This window comes from Winogradskyella marina, from assembly GCF_015645385.1.
Taxonomy (GTDB): domain Bacteria; phylum Bacteroidota; class Bacteroidia; order Flavobacteriales; family Flavobacteriaceae; genus Winogradskyella; species Winogradskyella marina.
The window spans coordinates 108,173-130,746 of record NZ_JADOET010000011.1; the positions used below are offsets into that span (position 1 = coordinate 108,173).

Here is a 22,574-nt window from a genome sequence, read left to right on the forward strand (position 1 = left end):
TTTCAACATTTCAATAAGAATCTGTTAATACCACTTTCGCCTAAAAAGGCCAAGAAGTACTTGTGGGTCTACCGTAAACATAAATCGGATGCGTTGGTCGTAGTTAGGTTGACCAACTTCCCAACCAAGGTTAGAATATATAGGAAAGTAGATCTCAAAATAATCTTCAACAAGATTTAAACGTATACCAGAATCATAAACAAATTTAGGGTCGACGTACTTGTTTTTTACTAATCCAATATCCGTATAAGCTTGAATATATCTCCAAATAGAAGTGCTAAAATTGGCGGTTGTCATCCATTGATTGGCAAACGGAGTTTCTAATTTAGACTTAAAGCCACCTTCGGCAATAATAATTTGTTGACTAAATATTCCTGAAGCTTCTGAGCGACCTAAATAGTTGAAGTCAAACAGATAGTCTGTTGGACGGTCTAAAGCAAAACTAAAATAATTAGAATTGGGGTCAGACTTGTTGTTTAAGAAAACGCCAGCAAAAAATCTAAAATTAATATTTCGGTTGCCTTGTGTTAGTTTTCTAAACTCATAATTAAAAGAGACCTTACTGAATTTATTGGCAACCTGAATATCTGTTGATAATCTAGAATAATTAATAACTCCAGGACTAAAATGCGTGTATCTTAAATTAAACACGCCATAATCTGGCTCCTCTAATAAAACGGTTGCATCCTCACCAAGTTCTCGATTAATACTCACGTAACGCGCCATTATTTGATCCGTTTGAGGAGATCTAAAATTAGAATCATCCCTAAAGCTGAATGCAATAGTTGGTCTAATTCTAGTAAAAAAGGCATCCGTAGCAAAGGATTGGTAACCTGCCGTTATACCATATGTAATATCAAAAAGATTTTGATCTTCAAAATTGTGCGTGTAAAATATTGACGTAGAGCCTGTGAGTGTTTTGGACTTTGTAGCATATTGTGGTGAAAAACGATAGTTTAATCGCTTTCTTAACAACGTTTTGTTATACACTTTTGTGCCTAAAGTTAAGCCGTCATAGATATTATTAAACTCAACCAATGGCATAAAGAAAATCTGATTGTAATTAGGGTCTTCTAAATCTTTAAATAACCGTAATTGAAATGGTTTGTTGTTTAAAAACGAGCCTTGTGTAGCTTTATAATTATCGCGCTGATTGTATTCTGGAATCACGTTATTATAATCTAAAGCAAACTTATCTGTACTGTCTTTTGCTAAAGTAATGGTTTTAGTGTCTTGTATATTCTCTACCCATAATTTTCCAATTACCGAATCATTTTTTAATTTAAAAAGTGAAATAGGCATGGTATTATCGCGCTTATTTTTTATGGTTAATTTTAAAGAATCTTCTAAGGTTTTTACAGATGAGATTTTGAAATCTATCTTTTTTCTAGTGTTTAAATAATCGGTAAAAAACCAACGTATATCTTTTGAAGTTTTAGAGCTGATAAACGTTTCAAAATCAGATAAGGCAACCGATTCTAATTGTTTTGACTTTAAAAAGTCGGTGATGTGATCAGATAAACTAGTATCGTCCATAAACTGATCTAAGTAGTTAAGACCTATTCCTGCTTTGTATTTACCAGCAATATTTGTATTAAACTTCGTTAAAGAATCTTTAGACGTGGTTAAAGGTTGATCTCTATTTTTTCGAGCAATTTCCATGGAATATAGATAGTACTGAAAATTAAAATTTAAGTCTGCAGCATGAAACGATTTAATGCCCCAAACATCGGCTAAGGTGCCCAATAGTTTTACGTCTGGATAATTCTCTTCAACATATTTAATTAAATAATACACCTGAAGTCCTTCACTTAACCAATGCTCTTTTCTTGGGTTAAGCAACAGAACATTATCAATATATTTTTTTAATGCGGTTTTGAGAAGTTTTAATTCATATTGAAAGTCCTCTTGAAACGGACGGAAAAACGGAGGCAATTGATTTAAACCATACAACGGGTCTTTTTGATAATCAATAGACGTTACCAATAATTGTTTGTGCGGATACGTACCAAGATGTTTTGTAAGGTAACGTGTAATCTTATCGGTAATTAATGCTTTTACAGGTCCTGGTAAGCCTTTTTCTTTGATGTCTGATACGATTATAAAGTCATCAGTTTGAACAAAATTATACAATGGAAATTTATAAAGCGATAAGTAGGTGTCTGTTCGATCCTTTCCACTTAAAATAGTGGTTTGTGTGTTCTTTTCGTTGTTAAAAGTTGTAGCGTTAAAGTTGAGCTCAGACGTTACTTTATAATTTCTTGGATGTGTAATACTAAGGGTTATATCGGATTTTGGAATAAATAAATCATCTAGATTTTTATTGCTGTAATAATGCCATTCGCCATCGTAAACAGCAGGAGTGATGTACCAATATTTTAAGTCGAAATCGTTGGTCTTAGTTACCCCATAATCTGTAAACGTTGCATCAGGAATTAACAATTGGTAGTTAAGATGTAAGGTGTAAGACTCACCAGCTTGTAGCGGGTTTTCTAAATCGACTTTTATAACATCAGGATGTGCTTTAAGACGATCAAATTCTAATAGTGTTTCTGTTTCATTTTTAATTGAAGTTACTACTGTAAAACCGCGTTCTTCATTTTTTGCCAAATGGAATTTAGTGCTAAACTCTTCTTCAAAACGTTTGGCTAATGGTGTCGATTTTGTAGAGTAACTATTATTCCAATCATTGAGGTAAATAGTATTGAGCACATCAGTTGTTTCATTCTTATACACTATGGTCTGCGATACTGAAATAGTTTTGGTGTCTACATTAATATCTGCAGCAACAGTCATGGTGTTTTGAGCTGAAATAGTGTAGCCAAAAACAACGAAGAGGACTGTTATAATGAGGTGCTTAATCAATTAGAGAATAATAAACTTTAGAGGATTAAAATTAGTATGAGGTGTAGCTAAATAATATAAGCCACTTTGTAAATCAGAAACATCAATGTAGTGTTTAGTATCAGAATTCATTTGAAATGTTTTTACCTGTTGGCCCATACTGTTGTGGATTATTAACGTTTGGTTATATAATTCTACGGCATCATTAGTAACAACAAGTTTATCGTTTATAAGCGTAGCATCCAAACTAAACTGCGATGAATATTGAAAATGATCTACACTTAAAAATGTAGCATCGGTTTCTAAAGACAATGTAACGGGTAAGTGGTCGCTAAAATTGTGTAAATGATTTCTTAATGTATACGAAAATTGTGAGTCTGTGGTTTCACATTCAGTCGAATTAATAGATTTATTCCAACAAGACACTAAACCATTGTTGCCATATACTTGGTAAGATTCTGGTACATACGTAACATCAGCTGTACTCGCCATGTTTTTAGAAGTTAATATAAAATCAAAACGATCGTCAAATCCTCCATTAGCTCCGCCCATTCCTGTTTGTGTACGTGTCGATTGGGTAAATACATCAATATAATTGGTGTTATTATGCCAACTACCCACGCGGTTGGCTGGATCTGTAAACGTTATAGCATTACTATCACTTAGTAAGTTTTGGAATGCTGCTTCGGTTGCCGTATAAACATTTAAATCACCTCCCAAAATCACCTTACTATCAGATGGTAAGGTGTCTAAATAGTTTTCTAAATCTAAAACCATTTCTGCCCGTTTTTGAGCATTCGCAGTTCCGCTTGAAGCTTTTAAATGGCAGACAACAACATAGATATCTGTTGGGTTTGTATTGTGATTTGTAGTGTTTAGTCGTAGACGATACACGTTAAAATCTCTTAAATAGGTTGGAACAATTATTTCTTCTTCTAAGCTGAATTTTGTGCTATTATAATACAATAAGTTCTGTAGGTCATTTTGATCGCCATAAGAATCATCAGACGTATTAGAGACATACGTTGCCATTTCAAAATTGGTATCAATAGCAGATTTTGTAGTGTTTAAAACATCAATAGCACCAGTAATATTATTAAGCTCACAAACCAAAAATAAATCGGGTTCATAATCCGAAAGTATATAAGATAAGTCTGTTAACCGATTAGGAACAGCATCTTCTAATGGATAATTGAGTAAATTATAAAACATCACTTTAATAGTTTCTTGGCTAGAAACTTGTGCTATTGTAAATAGCATAATTATAAGACAACCTAAAAACTTCTTTTTCATAGCAGTGAAGGGAGAAATTTAGATGTTCTTAGAAATTAGGGCTAAGATCGTATTCTTTATAAAAATCGTTAAGGATATCAATGACTTCATCTCCAGTATCAACAAGGTGAATAAGGTTTAAATCATCAGCACTAATGTTTTTGGCATCTATTAAGGTGGTTTTTATCCAATCTATTAAACCTCCCCAAAATTCTTTTCCAACTAAAATTATAGGAAAGGATTCTATTTTGTGTGTTTGAATTAAAGTAATCGCTTCAAAAAGTTCGTCTAAAGTTCCAAAACCACCAGGCATTACAACAAAACCTTGAGAGTATTTTACAAACATGACTTTGCGAACAAAGAAATAATCAAAATCTAAACTCTTATCAGAATCTATATAAGGATTATCGTGTTGTTCAAATGGCAATTCTATATTTAATCCTACAGAGGTTCCGCCTGCAATATGTGCTCCTTTGTTACCAGCTTCCATAATTCCTGGTCCACCACCTGTAATAACACCATAGCCATGTTCTACAATTTTTGAAGCCACTTCTTCTGCTAATTTGTAATATTTATGATCTGGTTTAGTACGTGCTGATCCAAATATAGAAACACAAGGTCCTATTTTACTCAGTTTTTCATAACCGTTTACAAACTCTCCCATGATTTTAAAAATCGCCCATGAGTCGTTTGTTTTTATTTCATTCCATCGTTTACTGTTACTTTCTGTATGCATAAAATCAATTTAATTTATTATAACAATATAAAAGCCATACGTCAATATGGCTTTGTCTTAATTAAAGACTTTCAAAGTTAAGTTAAAATGATTGAAATAGGTATTTAAACACAAAAAAAATAAGCGTACCTAGATATTGAGATACGCTTGTGAATTTAATTTATTTAGTATTTATAGTGGTTTTCGACCAGAAATAATATTGTACAAAATAACAACTACTGCAATCACTAATAAAACATGAATGAGGCTACTGCTACTCATACCAGGAATTATATCTAATAATCCAAGCAACCATACTACGATACAAATTACGGCTACAAGCCAAAGAATACTTTTCATAATGTTAAGGATTTTTGTGTTAGTCCTATCAAGTTATGAATTAAACCGATAGCGTTTTAATTTTTATCGTAATCGAGTTAACAATATTATGATACAAGTTAGAATTAATTGTCCAATAGCCTTTCAGCGGCTATAAATCCCTTCTACATTTCCTTTTTTAAGAACTGAGCCGTATAACTTTTCTTATCTTTTATGAGTTGTTCAGGTGTTCCTTTAGCAACGACTTCTCCACCGCCTTTTCCACCTTCGTAACCAATATCAATAATATAATCTACGGTTTTAATAACATCGAGATTGTGCTCTATAATTAAGACCGTATTGCCTTTATCGGCAAGTTTATTAAGTACTTTCATAAGCACTCTAATATCTTCAAAATGTAAACCTGTTGTGGGTTCGTCTAAAATATAAAAGGTGTTTCCTGTATCGCGTTTGCTCAATTCTGTCGCTAACTTAATACGCTGTGCTTCTCCTCCTGACAGTGTGGTACTTTGTTGTCCTAAAGTAATATAGCCCAAACCAACATCTTTAATGGTCTTTAATTTTCTGTGAATTTTAGGAATATGCTCAAAGAAATTGACAGCTTCTTCAATCGTCATATTTAACACATCACTAATCGATTTGCCTTTATATCTAATTTCTAAAGTTTCACGATTGAAACGCTTGCCTTGGCAGGTTTCACATTCCACATATACATCTGGTAAGAAATTCATTTCAATCACTCGCAAACCACCACCTTGACAGGTTTCGCAACGTCCTCCTTTTACATTAAAACTAAAACGACCTGGTTTGTATCCGCGAATCATGGCTTCTGGTATCATAGCAAATAGCTTGCGTATTTCGTCAAAAGTTTTGGTGTAGGTTGCTGGATTACTTCGTGGTGTTCTACCAATTGGCGATTGGTTAATGTCGATAACCTTATCTAAATGCTCTAAGCCTTTAATGCTTTTGTAAGGCATTGGTACCTTAACACCATTAAAATAATGCGCATTAAGAATAGGGTAGAGGGTTTCGTTAATTAATGTCGATTTCCCACTTCCAGAAACGCCTGTAATTCCAATCATTTTTCCCAACGGAAACTCGACATCAACGTTCTTCAGGTTATTCCCTGTGCAGCCTTTTAAAATGAGTTTTTTACCATTGCCTTTACGTCGAGTTTTCGGAATTTCAATTTCCTTTTCACCATTGAGATAAGCGGCAGTGAGTGTGTGTTGAGATACTAATTCTTTTGGTGTGCCTTCGCTAATAATTTCACCACCATGTTTGCCTGCAAATGGCCCAATATCAATCACGTGGTCGGCACGTTCTATCATATCTTTGTCGTGCTCAACAACAATCACAGAGTTACCAACATCGCGTAATGAGATTAAAGAGTTAATCAATTTTTCGTTATCGCGTTGGTGTAAACCAATACTTGGCTCATCTAAAATGTAGAGTACACCAACCAATTGCGAACCAATCTGTGTGGCTAGTCTTATACGTTGTGCCTCTCCTCCTGATAAGGATTTAGAACTTCGGTTTAAGCTGAGGTAGGTGAGCCCTACATCGAGTAAAAACTGAACTCTACTTCTAATTTCTTTTATAATTTCGGCAGAAATTTGTTGTTGTTTGGGAGATAAGCGTTCTAATAAACCATTAAACCAATTGCCTAACTCTATCACATCCATATTTACCAAATCGGCAATACTTTTGCCATCCACTTTAAAATAAAGTGACTCCTTGCGTAAACGAGAACCATCGCAAACTGGACAGGTGACTTTGTCCATATACTCTTTTGCCCATCGTTTTAAAGACGAAGAATCTGAGTTGTACTGACTTTCAATAAAATTAGCAACACCTTCAAAATCTATATTATAATCGCGAGCAACACCTAAGAGTTTGCTTTCAACTGTAAACTTATCTTTTCCACCTTTAAGAATTATTTGTTTCGCTTCTTCAGGAATAGCGGCCCAAGGATCATTTAACGAAAATTCAAAACGTTGTGCAATGGTTTCAAACTGTTTGAAAATCCAACTTTTCTTTTGCGGACCATGTGGTGCTAAAGCGCCATTTTTTATAGATAGCGATTCGTCTGGAACTAATTTTTTGTCATTCACCACATACAATTCTCCAATACCATTACAGTTATTACAAGCTCCTTTTGGTGAGTTGAATGAAAAATTATTAGGCTCTGGATTGGGATAGGAAATTCCAGTAGAAGGACACATTAAATTCCGGCTAAAAAAACGAGGTTCATTGGTGTCTTGGTCAATAACCATTAGTACATCATCTCCATGGTACATGGCTGTATTAATGCTTTCCATTAACCGTTTTTCATTGTTGTCGGAGTCGTCAATCTTAAGTCGGTCAATAACAATTTCAATATCGTGCGTTTTGTAACGGTCTAGTTTTAGACCTTTCTCAAGATCAACAATATCTCCATCAGTTCTCACTTTTACGAATCCTTGCTTGGCTATTTGCTCAAACAATTCGCGATAATGCCCTTTTCGAGAGCGAATAACAGGCGATAAGATATTAATCCGTTTGCCCTTATAAGCTTCTAAGATGAGGTCTTTTATTTGTTCATCATTATAACTTACCATTTGCTCACCCGTATTAAAACTATAGGCATCAGCAGCTCTGGCATAAAGTAATCGTAAAAAATCGTATATCTCAGTAATCGTCCCAACAGTAGAGCGTGGCGATTTACTTGTTGTTTTTTGTTCTATGGCAATGACAGGCGAGAGTCCATCAATCTTATCGACATCTGGCCGTTCTAAACTTCCCAAAAACTGACGTGCATAGGCCGAAAACGTTTCAATATAACGACGTTGTCCTTCGGCATAAATAGTATCGAAAGCTAAGGACGATTTTCCACTTCCTGACAAACCAGTAATAACCACTAATTGTTCGCGTGGAATGGTAACATCAATGTTTTTTAGGTTGTGAACACGTGCTCCTTGTACTTCAATGGAATCGTTAAATGGGCTCATATTTAGATTTATCCTCTCGTTTTTAGCAAAGTTGCAAAGATACAAATTCTAGATGTCATTGAGAGGGAGAATGATAAAGCAATCTTATTGCAAAGGATTGTTATTCGTTATCTGATTTAATACCGCTTCGCTTTTAGAGATTAGAACTAAGATTTATTTCTAAACCACGGAATAACGGAGTTAACTCTACCAAATGTAAAGTACAGAAACAGCATAAAAATAATAGTGATTGAAAAATATTATCAACCAATTAACTCTATGTTATAAAGTGGCATTAGTATGACTATTAATAGGTTTATCAATTAAAAAATGGGAATTATTTATCTCCGCCTATCCTATTGTATGTACGAATGACTAAAACAGCCCAAACCACAACACAAATCGATACAAATATCGAAAACGATAACATTATTTCATTGGCCTCCATTCAATATTTGTTTTAAAAAGATAGTAAAAGCGAGAATTGTAGGTGCCCATAAACCAATAAAGATTGCATGATGCTGATCACCTCTTAAGAATAAATATAAAGCAACGATGATAATTAATGCACAGAGCATCATAATAAAAATGTTGAGAGGGCCTATTTTTTTTGTAAAATTCATGCTTAGTTAATTCGTTAATGGTTTAAATTTAAGAAAAAAAAGCATGAGTTTCTTATAAGTCACGATTTTAAGTGGTTTTCCTGATAAAAAACAACTGTGTTTTCTTTTTTGAAGGACAGCTCATACTTTATACATCACTTGAATGGAATTTAGTTTCTCATTTTAAACACAGAATATCCTTACATAATAAAGAAATCAATACCATAGCGATGTTATAATAAAACCACGTCATTTTACGTGGCTTTTTAGTTTAAAGCCCTTACCTTTATATCGACAGAAATAACAGAAACAATACTTATGGATATTAAATTAGCAGTTCTAATAGATGGAGACAATATAACATCAGCTTATGTTAAAGAAATGATGGAAGAAATTGCAAAGTATGGCAATCCAACGATTAAACGTATATATGGTGATTGGACCAAGCCACATTTGTCTAAATGGAAAAACCTTTTATTAGAAAATGCGATTACACCAATACAACAGTATGGATATACCACAGGTAAAAACGCTACCGATTCAGCCATGATAATTGATGCCATGGACATCTTGTATTCCGAAAAAGTAGATGGGTTTTGTTTAGTTTCTAGTGACAGTGATTTTACGCGATTAGCAACACGTTTGCGCGAAGCCGGAATGAAAGTTTATGGTATAGGTGAAAAGAAAACACCAAGTCCATTTATAGTGGCTTGTGATAAGTTTATTTATATAGAAATCCTTAAAAATATAACAGAAGAAAGTGCTTTAGAATCCACGACAAAATCTACGCCATCTAAGAGTAATTATGATAATATTACAGCAAAGGATATTAAACTTATTGCTACAACTATAGATGATGTAGCAGACGATGATGGTTGGGCTTTTTTAGGTGATGTGGGAAGTTTGCTGCAAAAGAAACAGCCAAATTTTGATTCTAGAAACTACGGCTTTCAGAAATTAACGCCATTAATTAATTCAATTTCAGCCTTTGAAATAGAACGACGCGAAGATTCCAAAGGACGCTCAAAACTGATTTTTGTAAAACTAAAAGAAGACAAGCCAAAACGTAAAAAGAAATAGGTTTAGGTAATTTAAATTATTCAGTGGTGTGTCTTGTTTTCAATAAGAAAGAACCTCTCCTGCAGAGATAGATTCATGTGGGATAATGTTTGATGTGTTTGGAATGGGGATTGAACCCGGCTACGGTCAGGCCTTAGATTTTACATTAAACCTTGCGCCATTAAGTGTTGATGAGTTTGAACAAAACGCATTAGCCGTTTATCCTAATCCTGCAAAAGCCGTTTTGAATATTGATTATAAGTCGGCACTAACAGCTGTTAAAATAGACAATATTGTAGGGCAAGAGGTGTTACACAGGGCAACAACAAGTTCGCAAGTAAAGTTAGATGTTTCAGAATTTACATCTGGTATTTATATCGTAAAACTATTTGCCGAAGAAGGACAGCATAGTTTTAGAGTTGTTAAGGACTAGTGAGATTTAGTGAAATCTAATAACAAAAAAACTTAGTCTTTTTTAGACTAAGTTTTTTTTGTTATCAACTAGAAATGCAAAGTGTTATTTAGTAATCTTAAGCTCTCCAGCTGAAATGGCATTTGTATAATTCGCCTTAACTTTATTTAAAAAACCAAAGAATTTAGTGCCATCTTTTTTCTTAAGGATTACAGTCGTAGATCCGTTATTGTCAGTTGTTACATTAGAAACAACGACGTCATTATTATTAATAGATTTATATTGCGTTACAACGCCGCGTTTAATTAAAATATTCGCTTTAGGAAAATCAATATGATTAAAGCCTTCAGCAGATGGCGTATTAACCGTTAAAACATCTCCAACTTTAGGCTCATTATGTGCCGAAGCCGTTAAAAAAAATGTAAAGCATAAAAGTGTAAAAAGTAGTTTTTTCATAAAAAAATAGATTTATATTGTTTATATGATAAAAATAAGAAGATTTATAGATGTTATAAGTGACTTTTAATAATTCTTAACATTTTTTAATACGATTAATTTTGGCCTATATTTTTTCTTATTTTAGACATTTAAAATAACCATGTAGATTATAAAAATCATTATGAAATTACTAGGAATAGGGTCGAGAATTAACCATTCAGAATATGGAAAAGGAGTTGTTACTAATGTGACATCAAAACACTATTGGGTTACCTTTATAGATAATGGATTAGAAACTATAGATTTAGATGCAGCGTTTGAAGTGATTGAAGCCGCAGAAGACGAAGTTGATACCATTAGCTTTTATGAAGTAGAGCGTAGTTTAAAGTCCATCTTAAAAAATTGGTCTGATGTTTCAGAAGTTGTAAGCATTGCAGACAAATGGAAAGGTGGAAAACTGATTATGGAACCAGGTGATTCTAATTTAAAATCTAACGAATTACCTATAGATACTTTCTTTCGTAAAATCACTATGGTTCGCGATCGTTTACGAGTTATGGAACAAAAGATAAATTCAAGTAATCTTGAAGAACAAGAAAAGATAGATTTACAACAATACATTACACGAAGCTATGGAAGCTTAACCAGTTTTAATGTATTATTCAAGTTGAAAAGTCAGCAGTTTGTTGGACAGCGAAGTAAGTAGTTTACGGCAGATGTCACAGTTAAAGAGATAGGTTGTGTTTACACTCTTAAAACTCAATAACTTCCCGTTTCTGACATTTCCGAGACTAAAAACAAAAGTATTAGAGATTCAACCCTTTAACATCAGTAATCTCTATACCCAAAAATAAAAACTTATGAAAGGTTGGGAGTTCAGTGCCACTTTCTGTAACAATCCAGTTTTCCCAAGTGGCTTCTATGCCTTCAATAGGAAGAATATCTACCCACATTTGAAAGCTTTTTGGTTTTCCAGAGGCATCTAAATGCCATAAATAGGAATCGCCTGGTGTTGTTCCGCCAGAGGTGTACGTCACTAAAAGTGCGTTATTATCATCTTCTGTTTGTACCAAACGACGTTCTACACCAGCATCAAAAACTTTGTAAGGTGCCACCAACCAAAAGGAATCGTTATTAAAGTAGTTTTCAGCTTTAGCAATATAATCTTGTTTTTCAACTCCATTATACGCTTGTTCTGCTACAAATACTTTTGAATTGTTTCGGTTTTCTAAATCTAAAATAACAGTAAGCTGATCCCAGTACACTTCGCAAGACTTATCGGATTTATACCATTTATAGTGATGCCGTCCTTTAAATGTCCATTCTAAATAATCAGTATTTAAGTAAGCGTCTTCTCCCAATGCGTCAAGCATTTTCTCAGCGAGTTGGTCTGCTTCAGCACCTTGTTGACCTGTTGGTAGTTCTTCATTGTATTTTAAGTACATAAAGCCGAAGAGTAGGAGTGTGGGTAACGTGAAGAATACAATTAGTCCTCCGATTATTTTAAGTGCTTTTTTAAGTTTAGATGATTTAGCCACAGGGTTATGCTTTTATATTTTCTGTAAATTTACTTTAAAATTAAACGGTATTGTTCATTTTGTCTTGTCCCAAAACGAATCAATCCCAATAGTTATCGAGACAAATCGATTTATTAGGAAATTATTCATCCACATATAATGTTTTATTTCGGTTTTTGTGAATGCTTCATATTTTCTATTACTCTAAAAACTGCTTTTCAAGTTCAATACGTTTCATTTTACTGAATTCAATCAGTTCTTCAAAAAACAATGTAAAGTCGGATTCAAAAGCATCGTAGTGTTCTTTTAATTCTTTAGTAGCTTCATTCATTTTAGAACGGCCTTTGGTTCTTTGGTTCATGCCATTAAGCACAATCTGAATACCGTCAATTGTCGCATAGCTCAGTAGCCAATTGCCTTCTATCATTATCGGAACTAAATTTTGAAAACGAGGTGGTAATAGGTCTATGTTTTTAGTTAGACTGTTATAAAAATCTGCGATATATATGTCTAACGGAATATCGGAATAGGTCGTCCAGTTTTTGGCCAAAAAATGATCGAAAAATATATCAACAATCACACCGCTATAATGGCTGTACCCTTTATGTAAGCGTTTGGTACATCGTCTAAAAAGGGGATGAGCATCTGTAAAGGTATCAATACGACGATGCAGTTGAATTCCAATCTGTATTTCTGTTGGGTATAATTTATATTTATTACCTCTAACTCCGTCGCCAACAAAATTGCCAATGGCGATGAGTTCGTTGTCTCCTGAAAGATAAATATGAGCGAGAAAATTCATAGTTCGAAATTACAAATTCATAATCACAAAATAGTTAAAAACGGTATATCTATTTATATTTGCTAAAAATAGAATTATACATGACGTTAATAAAATCAATATCAGGAATTAGAGGTACTATTGGAGGATCAGTAGACGACAACTTAACGCCAATAGATGCGGTAAAATTTGCAGCAGCTTATGGGACTTGGATAAAACAACAACGTAATAAAGAGAATTATATCGTAGTTGTTGGTCGTGATGCTCGTATTTCGGGAGAAATGATTCAGAATTTAGTGATGAATACTTTAGTTGGTCTTGGTATCCACGTTATTGATTTAGGATTGTCTACAACACCAACTGTTGAAATCGCTGTGCCTTTAGAACATGCAGATGGAGGTATTATTCTAACAGCAAGTCACAACCCAAAACAATGGAATGCTTTAAAGCTTTTAAACGCAAAAGGGGAGTTTTTAAATGGTGAAGAAGGTCAGAAAATATTAGAGATCGCAGATTCAAATAGCATGGATTTTTCTGAGGTCGACGACTTAGGGAAAATCACCATTAACGATGCGTATATTGATATTCATATCGATGAAGTTTTAGACTTAGATTTAGTCAATGTAGACGCCATTAAAGGTGCTAATTTTAAAGTGGTTGTTGATGGTGTAAATTCTACAGGAGGCATCGCTATTCCTTTATTACTAGAACGCTTAGGAGTTGAACCTGTAAAATTATACTGTGATCCAACAGGTCACTTTCCGCATAATCCAGAGCCATTAAAAGAACATTTGGGAGACTTAGCAAAAGCAGTGGTTAAAGAACGTGCTGATTTCGGAATTGTAGTCGATCCAGATGTGGATCGTTTAGCCTTTATGGATGAAACTGGTGAGATGTTTGGTGAAGAATATACTTTAGTCGCTTGTGCAGATTACGTGTTAAGCAAAACACCAGGCAATACAGTAAGTAATATGAGTTCTACACGTGCTTTGCGCGATGTTACTGAAAAACATGGTGGAACGTATGAAGCAAGTGCTGTTGGTGAAGTCAACGTTGTTACTTTAATGAAGAAAAACAATGTGGTTATTGGCGGTGAAGGTAATGGTGGTATTATATATCCAGAATCTCATTACGGTCGTGATGCATTAGTTGGCGTAGCGTTATTTTTAAGTTTACTAGCTGAAAAGAAGATGAAAGTGAGTGAATTAAGAGCAAGCTACCCAAATTACTTTATGAGTAAAAAGAAGATTCAGTTAACTCCAGGTTTAGATGTCGATGGTATTTTAAAAACAATGGAGGCAAATTACAGTCATGAAAATTTAACCACCATTGATGGAGTTAAAATTGACTTTGCAGATAGTTGGGTACATCTTCGTAAAAGTAATACAGAGCCTATTATTAGAATTTATACAGAAGCTCCTTCACAAGAAGCGGCTGATTCTTTAGCGGATAGATTTATTGGAGAGATTAAAGCTATCGCTAATATTTAGTGGCTTTAAAACAAACTCAACACTTATAATTTGAATGCCATTATGAGTGTTTTGACTTGAGACATTTCGACTGCACGCATTGTGACATTTCAATTAAAAATGACAGAAGTATGATTTTAGAAACAAATACTACAGAAACTACAGAATTAGAAGCTTATTTTAATTCATTTAGACAACATATAATTGGTCAAAACCAAATGTTTGATTCGCCTTATGGAGAACAAAAAATCATTTATACAGATTGGACAGCTTCAGGTCGTTTATACAGACCTATTGAAGAGAAATTATCGAATGATTTTGGTCCTTTTGTAGCTAATACACATACAGAAACAACGGTTTCTGGTACAGCAATGACTAAAGCGTATCATAAAGCAAAGCAGATTATTAAAGATCACGTCAATGCTAACGAAGATGATATTTTAATCTGTTCTGGTAATGGTATGACAGGTGTGATTAATAAATTTCAGCGTATTTTGGGATTAAAAGTGCCAGAGAATTTAAAGGAGTTTACCAACATTCCGGAAGAAATGAAACCTGTCGTTTTTATTTCGCACATGGAGCATCATTCTAACCAAACAACATGGTTAGAAACTATGGCAAAAGTAGAAGTTGTTCCGCCAGATGATGACGGTTTATTTTGCTTAAAAAATTTAGAAACCTTGTTACATCAATATAAAGACTGTACACTAAAAATTGCTTCTGTTGTTGGTGGATCGAATGTTACAGGTCTTCAGGTTCCGCATCACGATGTGGCTAAATTAATGCATCAACATGGTGGAGTTTGTTTTGTAGATTTTGCCTGTTCTGCACCTTATGTCGATATGGATATGCATCCTACTGATAGTGACGCACAATTAGATGCCATTTTCTTTTCTCCACATAAATTTTTGGGAGGTCCAGGGACTTCTGGTGTTTTGGTTTTTAATAAAGAATTGTATAAAAATATGGTTCCCGATTGTCCTGGTGGAGGTACCGTAAGTTGGACCAATCCTTGGGGAGAACATAAGTACATTGATAATATTGAAGATAGAGAAGACGGAGGTACTCCAGGATTTCTCCAGGTGATAAAAACAGCACTTGCTATTCGTTTAAAAGACCAAATGGGAGTGGATAAGATGTTGCAGCGCGAACATGAATTGGTTGAAATTATATTTAATAAACTTGGCGATGTTTCTAACATTAATATCCTTGCAGGTCAGCATAAAGATCGCTTAGGTGTGATTTCATTTTATATTGACGATTTGCATTTTAACCTTGCGGTAAAGTTATTGAATGATAAGTTTGGTGTGCAAACACGTGGAGGCTGTAGTTGTGCTGGTACATATGGGCATTTCTTATTACATGTAGATCAGCAAATGTCTAACGAGTTAACCAATGAGATTTCTATTGGAGATTTAATTCGAAAACCAGGTTGGATTCGTATGTCTATTCACCCAACAACGACAAATGCAGAAATTAACTATGTCTGTGAAAGTATTTTAGAGTTAGCCAAAAATCACGAAGCTTGGGCAAAGGACTATAAATACTCTAAGTGTAATAATGAGTTTATTCACAAAACGCTAGTTAATCAGCCATCTTCTGCCATTGATGTAGATGCTTGGTTTAATATGTAATTTTAGAATTTTATTTTTTCTTTGCGTCTTTTGCGCCTTTGCGAGAAAATAAAGCATATCAAGATTCCTTTTTGAAGGAATGAGCGTTAAAGAAATTCAGTAGGTACTTTATCTCTATGTTTCCAACGTCTATGTGTCCAAAGATAATATTGAGGAGCCTCTAAAATTTGTTTTTCAACCAGTTTAAAAAATAGGTCTGTAATTTCGTAGTCTTTAAACTCTTTTGGGTGCTCAGTTATGGTTTGAAACGTTGTTTCATAATAACCACGCTTAATTCGTTTCACGCTAAAGAACACGACCGCCATGTCTAATTTTTTAGCCAATATTTCGGCACCAGTATGCATTGGTACTTTTATGCCCATAAATTCATTCCAATGAAAAGCTTTATTCGCTTTAGGTGTTTGGTCAGAAACGAATCCGTTGATGGTTAATTCTCTTTTTTTCTTACTTTCCAGAAGAACTCCATAGGTTTCTTTAGTGGTGATAAGGTGAGAATTATATTTGGCTCTAATACGTTTTACTAATTTGTCAAAATGCTTGTTAGTTAGGCGTTTGTATACGGCATAACCTTTGTGCTTTATATGTTTTTGCAAAATAAAAATCCATTCCCAACTCCCATAATGGGCGCACATTAATATAATACTTCGCTGTTTTTTTTCTAAATCGTTAATGAGTTCAACATTAGAAAACTTAAAGCGCTTATTCATTTCAGCTTCAGATATCGTCAATGATTTTATAGCTTCAAACATCATATCACAAAAATGGTGATAAAATTTACTTGTAATAGATGCTATTTCTTGTTCTGATTTATCCGGAAAAACCAATCGTAGATTTTCTTTTACAACAGATTTTCTATAGCCAAAAATTCTATACATAAAAAAGTATACAATATCCGAAAATCCATAAAGTAATCTAAATGGTAATATTGATATTAACCAAAGAATTGGGTAAACTAAAATATAAGCAATAAGTTGCATTAAAGTATGATTGCAATTAAGCACAAATATATATATTTGAATTATAAGAATTAGAGTTTATGGACAATTTAGGTATAAGTTTAGTAACTATTGTAATTATTGTTGCTAACGTTATTATGTCTTTTAAAGGCTTTGAAGATCGTGGTTTTTTTGAGCGCTTTAAGTTTAATGTTGGCAGTATAAAACGTGGAGAACAGATTAGAATGTTAAGTTCTGGGTTCTTACATGCCGATCTTACACATTTACTATTTAATATGTTTACGCTGTACTTTTTTGCAGATGCAGTGGTTATGAAACTAGGATCTTTCAACTTTATAGTCATATATTTTGCGAGTTTAATTTTTGGGAATTTATTATCACTATATTTTCATAAAGATGAATCGTGGTACAGTGCTATTGGTGCCAGTGGAGCTGTAACAGGTATTTTGTATGCAGCCATTTTATTGCGACCAGATATGAACTTGTATATGTATTTTATACCGATTCCAATTCCAGGTTATGTGTTTGGTATTGGCTATTTATTGTATTCTATTTATGGAATGAAAAAACGGATTGGCAATATTGGTCACGATGCCCATTTTGGTGGAGCCGTTGGAGGTTATGTCGTCACTTTAATAATGATGCCAAGCTTATTTACAACCAACTTAGGTTATGTAGGCTTGTTAGCGATTCCTATTATTATCCTTTTTGTTTTGTATAAAACAGGAAAATTAAAATGATGTAAATACATTATCATTTAGTGAAATAAAGAATAACAAGGTATGACAAAAGTCATGTTTTGATGTGAAAACTAAAATCATCTTTGTTGCTTATTCAATTTTTAAACAAAAAAAATAGAAGATGGCTTTAACAAAATCACTCCATAGTTTTCATATTCCGGTTATGGGTTTAGCATATACTATTGATAGTCCTATCCGAGTGGCGCAATATGGTATTTCGTCTGTAGTCTCAATTATAGACGATGAACTTATAGAAAAAATGAATGCTTTTTATAGTAAAAAATTCAACTTACCTTATCAAGAAATCACAAAGAAAGCACAAGATTATCGTGCAGAACGCATCACATCATATTTAAATTTAGCAGATACCATTGTTAAAGATAAATTTTCGAAATTTAAAACAGAACTTTCCGAAAATAAGATAGCTTTAGAAAATTTTATAGCGACGTTACCACATACTTCGGATTTTAAGGAAGGGCTTTCCAATTTATTACAAGAAGGTATCGCATTTAAGGATACCGTTAAAAATTACCTCGAAACACATTTAAGAGCTGGTGACATTGATGTTAATATCATGACGAAAGTCGATAAAGATAACTTTGTTAAAGGTGATCAATTACCAACGGAATTCAATGATGCGCATGCATCACTGCGTGGTTTTGCGAATAGTAATTTAAGTTCGTCGGTTGTACTTTCTGCAGGAATGAATCCTAGATTATACAGTTACTTTGAAAACTTTAAAGACTTTTTTCCAGATGCGAATGGTCAGTTGAAAAAGAAAATCATTTTAAAAGTTAGTGATTACCGTTCGGCAACTATTCAAGGCAAGTTTTTAGCTAAAAAAGGACTTTGGGTTTCAGAATATAGAATAGAATCTGGTTTAAATTGTGGTGGTCATGCTTTTGCTACTGAAGGCTTTTTATTAGGTCCGATTTTGGAAGAGTTTAAAACGAAGAAATCTGAATTAATACAAGACACATTTGATGTGTATGTAAAAGGATTAAGTCAAAAAGAATTTGTTGTTCCTGAGCAACCTTTAGAATTAAAAATTACGGTTCAAGGAGGTGTTGGTACAGCAGAAGAGCATGCTTTTTTACTCAATAATTATAACGTTGATTCCGTTGGTTGGGGAACACCGTTTTTATTAGTTCCAGAGGCGACATCTGTAGATCAACACACGCGAGATTTATTAAGTAAAGCCAAAGAAACGGATTTGTATTTAAGTGGAATTTCGCCTTTAGGTGTGCCATTTAATACCTTAAGAGGAACGACGAACGAGTTTCATAAACAAAAACGTATTGCAAATAATAAAGCAGGCAGTGCTTGTCCTAAGAAATTTTTGGCGTTAAGTAAGGAGTTTGGGGCCGAAGGGATTTGTACTGCATCAAAAAAATACCAAGATGTTAAGTTACAAGAATTAAAAGCTAAAAAAGATGATGTATCGCCGAGTACTTTTGAAAATGCAAAAGCTAAAATAACCGAAAAAGCATGTCTTTGTGTTGGTTTGGCAAATGCGTCTTATTTGGAAAACGAGATTGATATTAAAGGTCAGGAGCAAGGAGTTGTTATTTGTCCAGGACCCAATATGGCTTATTTTGATAAAGAAGTATCATTGTCTCAAATGATGCAGCATATTAACGGAAATACTACGGTGCTTTCAAATATAGATCGTCCAAATATGTTTGTAAAAGAATTGAAAATGTATGTGGATTATTTAAAAAATGAAATCGCCACAATTTCTGAAGATTTAACGGCTAAACAAATTAGAAAATGGACGGCATTTAAAAGCCATCTATTTGATGGTATTGGTTATTATCAAGATTTGTTTGCTACAGCTTTATCTTTAAATTATGATACCATACAAAAAGAACTTCAATTTTATAAAGAAGAATTGACAGCTGTGTCAATACCTCAGTTGGATAAGGTTTAGTGCTGCTAAACAGAATACATCCGAAATTAAAAAAGCCTTTACAACTACTGTAGAGGCTTTTTTTTATCTTAAATACTAACGTGTAATGATGCAATTATTTTACTGATCTAATAACTCCTTCACCTTTGCTTCTAATGCGTATCCTCTAAGATTCTTAGCTACAATTTTACCTTCAGCATCTAAAATAAATGTAGCAGGAATAGCCCTTATGTTGTACAGCTGTGCCACAGGATCTTGAAAATACTGCAAGTTAGATACTTGTGTCCAAGTAAGTTTGTCTTTTTCTATAGCATTTATCCACGTTTGCTTTGGGTTTTTCTGAGCGCGCGATCCATCTAAAGACACACCAATGATTTCTAATCCTTGATCGTGATATTTATTATAAATTTTAACCACATTTGGATTTTCTCTACGGCAAGGACCACACCACGCTGCCCAAAAATCTATAATTGTTACTTTCCCTTTAATGTCATCTAGGCTAACTGTATTTCCATCTGGTGTTGGAGCTGTAAAGTTTGGTGCTATTTGTCCAATATTAACAGGTGCCTTTTTCTTATAGGCAGCTAAGAGATTCTCTAATTCTACTTTTAGTGAGACCCCTTTTGGCGATGTTTTTAGTTCAGAATCAAGGTTGTTAAAAGCCGTGAACAATTCATCTATATTGGCATTATTTTTAGCCGATTCTGTTTCAATTACAGCAAGACTGTAAAAACTGCTTTTATTATTTTTTATAAAATTAAGCGGAAACTCTTGAAGTTTCTTTTGAGCCAATTGAGCTAACCTTGTTATAGAGTCTCGCATCGCTAAAGCTCGGTTAGACCTATTGTTTCTTAGTTGCATCCGTAAGCTTACTGTTTCATTATGTGTGGCTGAGAACGCTTCTTGATAGCGTTCGTAATCGTTTTGGGATGAGGATCCGGTAATTTCAGATTGTGTGATGTTTGCTTTGTTAATTGTGATATCAATTACACTATTTTCGAGCATAAAATTGAACTTGCCATTTACCGAGTTTATAGAAATTGAAGAGCGTGTAGGATAAGGTACTTTTCCGGTAAAGGTGAACTTTTCATCAACAACAATGGCTGTATCAATAATGCGCTCGCGTCCATTTTTTTGAACCGTTTTTAGATATGATCGCACACCATTATAGACTCCTTCTGCTTTACCGTTAATAATGTAATCTGTTCGTTTTTCTTCAGGTTTACAGCCTATAAACAACAGTCCAATAAACGTGAAGATTAATACGTTTTTCATAGCTCTATTTTTTTTGTAAAATTCTTAATTGATTATAGAATTACAAATATAAAAACAAAGGATTAAATTCTAGACGAATACTAATTTAGTTAAAAGTTACTACGCTTAATCTATGAATCCCATAATTTACAATACTTTTGCATCAAAGATATAAGATATGCATAACGATACCATTGTAGCTTTAGCAACACCTTCAGGTAGTGGTGCCATTGCGGTAATTCGATTATCTGGACAAGAAGCCATTTCGATAGCTTCAAAATGCTTTAAGTCCGTTTCTGGTAAAGACTTAAATCAACAAGCCACACATACCATTCACTTAGGTCATATTGTTGAAGACAAGCGAACGATTGATGAGGTTTTGGTGTCCGTTTTTAAAGACCCAAATTCGTATACTGGCGAAAATGTAGTGGAAATTTCTTGCCATGGCTCGTCTTATATTCAACAGGAAATAATTCAGTTATTTTTAAGACAAGGTTGTAGAATGGCAACGGCTGGTGAGTTTACCTTACGAGCGTTTTTAAATGGAAAGCTCGATTTAAGTCAGGCTGAAGCTGTAGCCGATTTAATTTCTAGTGATAATGAAGCGTCGCATCAAATAGCGATGCAGCAAATGCGTGGTGGCTTTTCTTCTGAAATTGCGAAGCTTCGTGAAGAACTTTTAAACTTTGCATCGTTAATTGAATTAGAACTCGACTTTGCTGAAGAAGATGTGGAATTTGCCGACAGAACCCAGTTTAAAGATCTTGTAGAGCGTATTACCTTTGTGTTGAAACGCTTAATTGATTCTTTTGCAGTTGGTAATGTGATAAAAAACGGTATTCCAGTTGCTATTGTTGGTGAACCTAATGTTGGAAAGTCCACTTTATTAAATGCCTTATTAAACGAAGACAGAGCCATCGTGTCAGAAATAGCAGGAACAACAAGAGATACTATTGAAGATGAAATATCCATTGGAGGTGTTGGTTTCAGGTTTATAGATACGGCAGGTATTAGGGATACTAAAGATGTTGTTGAAAGTATTGGGATAAAAAAGACGTTTGAAAAGATTGAACAAGCGCAAGTGGTGATGTTTTTAGTAGGCAGTCCACAGTTGGCAGTTGGCAGTAATGCCGTTGAATCTTTTAAAATTGAAATCGAAAAAATAAAGAATAAGTTTCCACAAAAGCAACTCTTGGTCATTTTGAATAAGATAGATCAGATTACAGATTCTGAACTCGCGAATTTAAGAACTGATTTAGAGTCACATAGTTCAAATGTGATTCCTATTTCTGCAAAAACAGGCTTTGGTGTTGAGCAATTAACCAATCAACTTCTTAATTTAATTAATACTGGTGCCCTCAGAAATAATGAAACCATCGTTACTAATTCACGTCATTATGATGCCCTTTTAAAAGCGTTTGAAGAAATTCAGAAGGTGCAATATGGTTTAGACACTGATTTGTCTGGAGACTTATTGGCTATAGATATTCGCCAAGCATTATATCACTTTGGTGAAATCACCGGTGAGATTACCAATGATGATTTGTTAGGGAATATCTTTGCTAATTTTTGTATCGGGAAGTAACTTACTTTCTTTTATTTGTTAATCCCTTGTTATTGTTGACTTTATAAGTTTTTATCTTCTTTTATTTGTTGTTTATTTG

At 33.9% G+C, this 22,574-nt stretch carries 18 protein-coding genes; 8 read left to right on the forward strand and 10 right to left on the reverse strand.

Annotated features, from left to right (window positions below):
- Positions 1–24: 24 nt before the first annotated feature.
- The 5 genes from ITJ86_RS12935 to uvrA all read right to left on the reverse strand — a co-directional run bounded on the left by ITJ86_RS12935 (position 25) and on the right by uvrA (position 8,160).
- Positions 25–2,865, reverse strand: coding sequence for a gluzincin family metallopeptidase (locus tag ITJ86_RS12935; RefSeq protein ID WP_195872065.1), 2,841 nt, complete (start codon positions 2,863–2,865; stop codon positions 25–27).
- Positions 2,866–4,104, reverse strand: a complete 1,239-nt coding sequence (locus tag ITJ86_RS12940; protein WP_195872066.1) for an endonuclease/exonuclease/phosphatase family protein — start codon at positions 4,102–4,104, stop codon at positions 2,866–2,868.
- A 61-nt stretch (positions 4,105–4,165) separates the two neighbouring features.
- Entirely contained in the window at positions 4,166–4,852 is a 687-nt protein-coding gene (locus ITJ86_RS12945; protein ID WP_195872067.1) for an LOG family protein, read from the reverse strand.
- Between the two features lie 171 nt (positions 4,853–5,023).
- Complete coding sequence (locus ITJ86_RS12950) at positions 5,024–5,191, reverse strand: lmo0937 family membrane protein (RefSeq protein ID WP_195872068.1); 168 nt, start codon at positions 5,189–5,191, stop codon at positions 5,024–5,026.
- Between the two features lie 143 nt (positions 5,192–5,334).
- A complete protein-coding gene (uvrA, locus tag ITJ86_RS12955; RefSeq protein ID WP_195872069.1) occupies positions 5,335–8,160 on the reverse strand; it encodes an excinuclease ABC subunit UvrA in 2,826 nt (941 codons plus the stop codon).
- Between the two features lie 899 nt (positions 8,161–9,059).
- Between uvrA and ITJ86_RS12960 the strand changes: the two genes are divergently transcribed.
- Positions 9,060–9,821 (forward strand): NYN domain-containing protein, encoded by a 762-nt coding sequence (locus ITJ86_RS12960; protein ID WP_195872070.1) that lies wholly within the window; start codon positions 9,060–9,062, stop codon positions 9,819–9,821.
- A 103-nt stretch (positions 9,822–9,924) separates the two neighbouring features.
- Positions 9,925–10,233: a T9SS type A sorting domain-containing protein gene (locus ITJ86_RS12965; protein ID WP_195872071.1), complete on the forward strand. Its 309-nt coding sequence runs from the start codon at positions 9,925–9,927 to the stop codon at positions 10,231–10,233.
- A gap of 84 nt (positions 10,234–10,317) precedes the next feature.
- On the opposite strand, the gene ITJ86_RS12970 is transcribed toward ITJ86_RS12965, so the two are convergent.
- Positions 10,318–10,668: a hypothetical protein gene (locus ITJ86_RS12970; RefSeq protein WP_195872072.1), complete on the reverse strand. Its 351-nt coding sequence runs from the start codon at positions 10,666–10,668 to the stop codon at positions 10,318–10,320.
- Positions 10,669–10,831: 163 nt separating this feature from the next.
- Between ITJ86_RS12970 and ITJ86_RS12975 the strand changes: the two genes are divergently transcribed.
- Positions 10,832–11,356 carry a hypothetical protein gene (locus tag ITJ86_RS12975; protein ID WP_195872073.1) on the forward strand — a complete coding sequence of 175 codons (525 nt, stop codon included), beginning with the start codon at positions 10,832–10,834 and terminating at the stop codon, positions 11,354–11,356.
- Positions 11,357–11,456: 100 nt separating this feature from the next.
- On the opposite strand, the gene ITJ86_RS12980 is transcribed toward ITJ86_RS12975, so the two are convergent.
- Positions 11,457–12,188 carry a hypothetical protein gene (locus ITJ86_RS12980; RefSeq protein ID WP_195872074.1) on the reverse strand — a complete coding sequence of 244 codons (732 nt, stop codon included), beginning with the start codon at positions 12,186–12,188 and terminating at the stop codon, positions 11,457–11,459.
- A gap of 178 nt (positions 12,189–12,366) precedes the next feature.
- Positions 12,367–12,969: an acyl carrier protein phosphodiesterase gene (locus ITJ86_RS12985; protein ID WP_195872075.1), complete on the reverse strand. Its 603-nt coding sequence runs from the start codon at positions 12,967–12,969 to the stop codon at positions 12,367–12,369.
- A gap of 80 nt (positions 12,970–13,049) precedes the next feature.
- Here ITJ86_RS12985 and glmM point away from each other — a divergent pair, with 80 nt between their 5' ends.
- Both glmM and ITJ86_RS12995 read left to right on the forward strand, forming a co-directional pair.
- Entirely contained in the window at positions 13,050–14,438 is a 1,389-nt protein-coding gene (gene glmM / locus ITJ86_RS12990; RefSeq protein ID WP_195872076.1) for a phosphoglucosamine mutase, read from the forward strand.
- Between the two features lie 110 nt (positions 14,439–14,548).
- On the forward strand, positions 14,549–16,051 hold the full coding sequence (locus ITJ86_RS12995) for an aminotransferase class V-fold PLP-dependent enzyme (protein WP_195872077.1): 1,503 nt from the start codon (positions 14,549–14,551) through the stop codon (positions 16,049–16,051).
- An 86-nt stretch (positions 16,052–16,137) separates the two neighbouring features.
- Here the strand turns inward: ITJ86_RS12995 and ITJ86_RS13000 are convergent, their stop codons facing one another.
- Entirely contained in the window at positions 16,138–17,028 is an 891-nt protein-coding gene (locus ITJ86_RS13000; RefSeq protein WP_195872078.1) for a lysophospholipid acyltransferase family protein, read from the reverse strand.
- A gap of 59 nt (positions 17,029–17,087) precedes the next feature.
- Here ITJ86_RS13000 and ITJ86_RS13005 point away from each other — a divergent pair, with 59 nt between their 5' ends.
- On the forward strand, positions 17,088–17,747 hold the full coding sequence (locus ITJ86_RS13005; RefSeq protein WP_195872079.1) for a rhomboid family intramembrane serine protease: 660 nt from the start codon (positions 17,088–17,090) through the stop codon (positions 17,745–17,747).
- A 121-nt stretch (positions 17,748–17,868) separates the two neighbouring features.
- A complete protein-coding gene (locus ITJ86_RS13010; protein ID WP_195872080.1) occupies positions 17,869–19,677 on the forward strand; it encodes a hypothetical protein in 1,809 nt (602 codons plus the stop codon).
- Between the two features lie 99 nt (positions 19,678–19,776).
- Here the strand turns inward: ITJ86_RS13010 and ITJ86_RS13015 are convergent, their stop codons facing one another.
- The gene (locus ITJ86_RS13015) at positions 19,777–20,931 is read right to left on the reverse strand and encodes a TlpA disulfide reductase family protein (protein ID WP_195872081.1); all 1,155 of its coding nucleotides are present in this window, start codon (positions 20,929–20,931) and stop codon (positions 19,777–19,779) included.
- A 157-nt stretch (positions 20,932–21,088) separates the two neighbouring features.
- On the opposite strand from ITJ86_RS13015, the gene mnmE reads away from it, so the two are divergent.
- On the forward strand, positions 21,089–22,495 hold the full coding sequence (mnmE, locus tag ITJ86_RS13020; RefSeq protein ID WP_195872082.1) for a tRNA uridine-5-carboxymethylaminomethyl(34) synthesis GTPase MnmE: 1,407 nt from the start codon (positions 21,089–21,091) through the stop codon (positions 22,493–22,495).
- The last annotated feature ends 79 nt before the right edge of the window (positions 22,496–22,574 follow it).